This is a genomic window from Clostridium sp. (assembly GCF_040797585.1).
Classification (GTDB): Bacteria; Bacillota; Clostridia; order Clostridiales; family Clostridiaceae; genus Clostridium_Z.
On sequence record NZ_JBFNEO010000237.1, the window covers coordinates 1 to 4,175 of the forward strand.

A 4,175-nucleotide genomic window follows, 5' to 3' on the forward strand; every position below is an offset into this window, starting at 1 on the left:
AGAAAAGGAGCCGCCTTCAAAAATGATTTTTAATCATTTTTGAGACAGCCCCTTAATCTTTGAATAAGCTGCAAATTATAGTGATTTGAGGTTTATTTTAAGGCGTGATGTAGTAAATCTATAGTTTCGTAAAAAATTATAAAGGGTTTTATAGGAAATGTTGCATAGAAATCTAAAACTTTTTACATAAAAATAATTAAATAAGGTTACAAGTTTTTAATTTTCAGCTTTAATTACATATATTTAAATATGAAACTTATACAATGTTGATAAGCATTAATTTCTTATGCTAGTTGACTTTTTATTGGAAGTACTTAGATTTAAGTTGGTTAAGTCAAGCACTATAAAGATTTAACTTATGAAAATTATAGGGTTTTTGATTTAAAACTTATCTTATGCACCGCTTAAAATCTAAGATTTTAAAGAATTAAAGTACATGTATAAGTTAAGATTCAAGCTAAAAACCCTATATTATAGATTAAAAAATATAAATAAAAATCTAATTATTATTGAATAAATAAAATTACTTTGATATAATTATGGAGAAAATTAAATATTTACTATTTATTTAAGGAATATGGTGAAAAACCATAGCAGCCCCCGCTACTGTAATCGTGGACGAAGAGTTATAACCACTGGAATATTTTCTGGGAAGGAACTCTGAGGTTGAAACGAGAGCCAGGATACTTGTTGAATAGTGCGATTTAAGAAAGCTTTTCTTCGGAGGGAGGACTAAGCATAATATTATTTATGTATATTATGCATTCCACAGAGGGTTTCTGTGGAATTTTTATTTTAACTAAACCTAAATATTATTCTCCTTTATTCTACTAGAGGACTAATCAAAGAAGATTAAGAAAATCAATGAAGATTTTAATGGTAGAATATATGGTCACATGTATATATCAAGGGTGATATATACATGTTGACAATACTTTTCTAAAATAGTATATTAAGATTAAACACAATGAAGTGAATGAGCAAAGGTGCTCCATAGTTTTCTATGGAGCACCTTTTTTATTTCACAATTTATGTTATTGTTTAAAAATTATTTTAAAAACCTAAAGAAAGGGGATAAAAAATGAATAATTTTAGCATAAAAACTAAGGTGTATTTTGGACAAGGAGCCTTAAATGCATTAGATTTCATAAAGGATAAGAAAGTACTTATAATTACAGATCCTTTCATGGTGAAATCAGGAATGATAGATAGTGTTACAACTCCTTTAAAAAATAATAAAGTAGAATATTCTATATTTAGTGACATAGTGCCGGATCCACCTATTGAAACTGTTGTACAGGGTATAGAAGAAATGGCAAAAATAAATCCAGATATTTTAATAGCTCTTGGAGGGGGATCTGCAATAGATGCTGCCAAGGCAATAAAGGATTTTTCATTAAAAATAGCAAATACTAAAGAAGTTGAGTTTATTGCAATACCAACTACTAGTGGAACAGGATCAGAGGTTACATCTTTCTCAGTTATTACTGATAAAGCAAAGGGAGCTAAATATCCATTAGTTTCTGACGAATTAGTTCCAGAGGTAGCCATACTAGATCCAGAACTTGTTAAGAGTGTACCAAACTTTATAACAGCAGATACAGGTATGGACGTATTAACTCATGCTTTAGAGGCTTATGTATCTACTAAAGCTAATGATTTTACAGATGCTTTAGCAGAAAAGGCTATAAAACTTGTATTTGAAAATTTAGTAGAGGCGTATAAAAATGGTGGTAATTTAACTGCTAGAGAAAAAATGCATAATGCATCCTGTTTAGCTGGAATGGCATTTAATATGGCATCTCTTGGATTAAATCATGGTATAGCTCATGCTATTGGTGGAAAGTTACATATACCTCATGGAAGAACTAATGCTATACTTCTTCCTCATATAGTTGAATACAATGCTGATATTAAAGGATATACTGATGTTAAGTATTCAGAAGCTGCGAAGAAATATGCTGAGGTTGCAAAGCTTTTAAATCTTCCAGGAGGGAATGTAAGAGCTGCTGTTAAGAACTTAATTAGCTCCATAGAAAGACTTCAAAAAGATATGAATATGCCAAAAACTTTAATGGATTGCAAAGTTCAAGATGAGGACTTTAATAAGGTAAAGGAGAATATAGCTGAAATGGCACTTAAGGATGCATGTACAGCTACTAATCCTAAGAATCCTACTAAAGAAGATGTTATGGAAATTTTATTAAAAATAAGAAAATAAATTTGATAAAAATTCTACACAAACATATTGACGAAAAACAAAAAGAAATGTATAATTTGAGTATGCACAAGGGAGTGCATAGCAATTAATTTTAGATAGCAATGAGGCTACTTGAAAATAAGTTTTCTTAATTTATTTTTAGGAGCCTCTTTTATTTTACTATAAAGGTAGTTGATAATTATGAAGGATGACAAGCAAAGAGTAATACAGGAATATGTTCCAGGAAAACAGGTTACTCTAGCTCATATAATAGCAAATCCAAATGAAGATCTTTATAAGAAGTTAGGACTTGCTGTTAATGAAAGAGATTCAATAGGAATACTTACAATAACTCCAGGGGAAGCCTCTATAATTGCTGCTGATATAGCTACAAAAGCTGCTGGTATTTCATTAGGTTTTGTAGATAGATTTAGCGGATCAGTTGTTTTAACAGGAGATGTGGCTTCAGTGGAATCAGCCCTTAGGGAGGTTACAGAGGTTCTTGCAAACCTTTTAAATTTTTCTTCAACAAAGATATCAAGGACTTAGGAGAAGAATATGAAAAAGTTAATACTAATAGGAAGAACCGAAAGTGGGAAGACTACTCTTTGTCAGAAGCTTCATGATATAGACATCGAATATAAGAAAACTCAAGCTATAGAAGGTTATGAAAATGCTATTGATACTCCGGGAGAATATATAGAAAATAGATTTTATTATAAGGCTTTAATAGTAACAGCTGCTGATGCGGATGTTATAGGTCTTGTTCAAGATGCAACAGATGATAGAAGTTATTTTCCACCTGGATTTGGAGCAAGTTTTTCAAAGCCTATTATAGGAATACTTACAAAGATTGATCTTATAGAAGATGAAGATATCTTAAAGGAAAGAGAGCAGTATTTAATTGCTGCTGGAGCAGAAAAAATTTTTAGAGTAGCTCCAAAGGAAAATATAGGCACTCAGGAATTGGAGAAATTCTTAAAGGGAATTTAGCAGAGGTGAATGCTTAAAATGAAAAAAACTATTGTAATAGTCGATGATGAACCTATTACTAGAATGGATATAAGAGATATTTTAGAGGCTGAAGGCTACGAGGTAGTAGGAGAAGCTTCCGATGGATTTGATGCCATTGAATTATGTAGAAAATATTCACCAGACCTAGTTGTAATGGATATACAAATGCCTATCTTAGATGGACTTAAAGCAAGCAAAAAGATAAATATGGAGAACCTAGCAGGAGGAATTATATTACTTACTGCATTTAATGATAAGGACTTTGTTGAAAAAGCAAAGAATGTTGGAGCTTTTGGATATCTAGTTAAACCCTTAGATGAAAAATCATTCATACCTACTATTGAGATGTGCCTCTCAAGGGGAGAAGAGTTTAAGAGTCTAAAGGTGGAACTTAAGAAGGCAACAAAAAAGTTAGATGAGAGAAAAGTTATAGAAAAAGCTAAAGGAATTCTTATGAAGGAACTTAAAATTACAGAGGATGAGGCATATAGTAAACTAAGAAGTTTAAGTATGGATAAGAGATGTTCTATGATTAATATTGCAGAGACTATAATAATTACCTATGATTAATGAAGATATATATAGTCTATCAAAAGAATATACAGACCTAACTGATGATGAAATAAATAAAATCATAGATGTATCAAAATCCTTAAACCTTATGGCTGACTTTTATGAATGTGACATATTTATAGATGTGTTATCAAAATATAAGGAAGAAGCTATAGTACTTGTTCATGGAATACCTTCAAGTGGTAAATCTCTTTACTCATCTATAGTTGTTGGAAAAGTAGCATCAAAGGAAAGGGAGCCAGGGGTTTTAAAAACCTTTAAAGATGGATTACCATCAAAGGATATAAAGGCTATAACCCAAGAAAATAAGTTTGTTAAACAAAGAATAGTACCTATAGACCATTTAGGTAAGACTATAGGAGTATTAATTCTTGAGCAGGATATAAGT

5 protein-coding genes and 1 riboswitch are annotated in these 4,175 nt (G+C 30.8%); all 5 genes read left to right on the forward strand.

Going from position 1 to position 4,175, the window contains the following annotated elements:
- The first annotated feature begins 534 nt into the window (after positions 1-534).
- Positions 535-710: riboswitch (cobalamin riboswitch) on the forward strand.
- A 371-nt stretch (positions 711-1,081) separates the two neighbouring features.
- The gene (locus tag AB2369_RS12020) at positions 1,082-2,221 is read left to right on the forward strand and encodes a 1-propanol dehydrogenase PduQ (RefSeq protein WP_367666716.1); all 1,140 of its coding nucleotides are present in this window, start codon (positions 1,082-1,084) and stop codon (positions 2,219-2,221) included.
- Between the two features lie 177 nt (positions 2,222-2,398).
- Complete coding sequence (eutS, locus tag AB2369_RS12025; RefSeq protein WP_367666720.1) at positions 2,399-2,749, forward strand: ethanolamine utilization microcompartment protein EutS; 351 nt, start codon at positions 2,399-2,401, stop codon at positions 2,747-2,749.
- A 9-nt stretch (positions 2,750-2,758) separates the two neighbouring features.
- A complete protein-coding gene (locus tag AB2369_RS12030; RefSeq protein ID WP_367666717.1) occupies positions 2,759-3,193 on the forward strand; it encodes a EutP/PduV family microcompartment system protein in 435 nt (144 codons plus the stop codon).
- 18 nt (positions 3,194-3,211) lie between these two features.
- Positions 3,212-3,784: an ANTAR domain-containing response regulator gene (locus tag AB2369_RS12035; RefSeq protein ID WP_367666718.1), complete on the forward strand. Its 573-nt coding sequence runs from the start codon at positions 3,212-3,214 to the stop codon at positions 3,782-3,784.
- Positions 3,777-4,175, forward strand: a 399-nt coding sequence (locus AB2369_RS12040) for a histidine kinase N-terminal domain-containing protein (RefSeq protein WP_367666719.1), incomplete at its 3' end; no start/stop codon positions are given. The genes AB2369_RS12035 and AB2369_RS12040, both read left to right, overlap by 8 nt.

What these genes read in the sequence shown, in the direction of transcription:
- AB2369_RS12020 (WP_367666716.1), top strand. Translation starts at nt 1,082, where the DNA reads ATGAATAATTTTAGCATAAAAACTAAGGTGTATTTTGGACAAGGAGCC.
- AB2369_RS12030 (WP_367666717.1), top strand. Translation starts at nt 2,759, where the DNA reads ATGAAAAAGTTAATACTAATAGGAAGAACCGAAAGTGGGAAGACTACT.
- AB2369_RS12035 (WP_367666718.1), top strand. Translation starts at nt 3,212, where the DNA reads ATGAAAAAAACTATTGTAATAGTCGATGATGAACCTATTACTAGAATG.